General features: G+C 64.4%; 1 protein-coding gene. It reads right to left on the reverse strand.

Features of this window, described 5'->3' with window-relative positions:
- The coding region (locus tag GHO41_RS29585) for a type VI secretion system Vgr family protein (protein WP_153435371.1) at positions 1–365 on the reverse strand (365 nt) is incomplete at both ends.

A 365-nucleotide genomic window follows, 5' to 3' on the forward strand; every position in this document is an offset into this window, starting at 1 on the left:
CTGATTTGGCCATGGGTGTCATCAAGGCGCAGTTCGTTGTGGCGTTGGCCGTGCAGCTCCTTGCTGCGGATCGGGCTGATGGCTTTGAATTCCGGGAGTTTGTAAGGCGTGCGGTTGATGGCGTGGTAACTGCGGCCAATCACCATCGGCTGGTCGGGGTCCCCGTGCAGGAACGCCACCAGCACCTCTTGGCCGATGCGGGGCAACGCCACATGCCCCCAACCCGCCCCGGCCCAGCTCTGGCACACCCGCACCCAGCAGGAGCTGCGGTCATCGTTGCGGTCTTCGCGGTCCCAAGGGAACTGCAGACGCACCCGGGCATGCTCATCGCAATAGACTTCTTCGTTGGCCGGGCCGACCACCGT

The sequence above is a fragment of the Pseudomonas sp. FSL R10-0399 genome, from assembly GCF_009600165.1.
Lineage (GTDB): Bacteria > Pseudomonadota > Gammaproteobacteria > Pseudomonadales > Pseudomonadaceae > Aquipseudomonas > Aquipseudomonas helleri.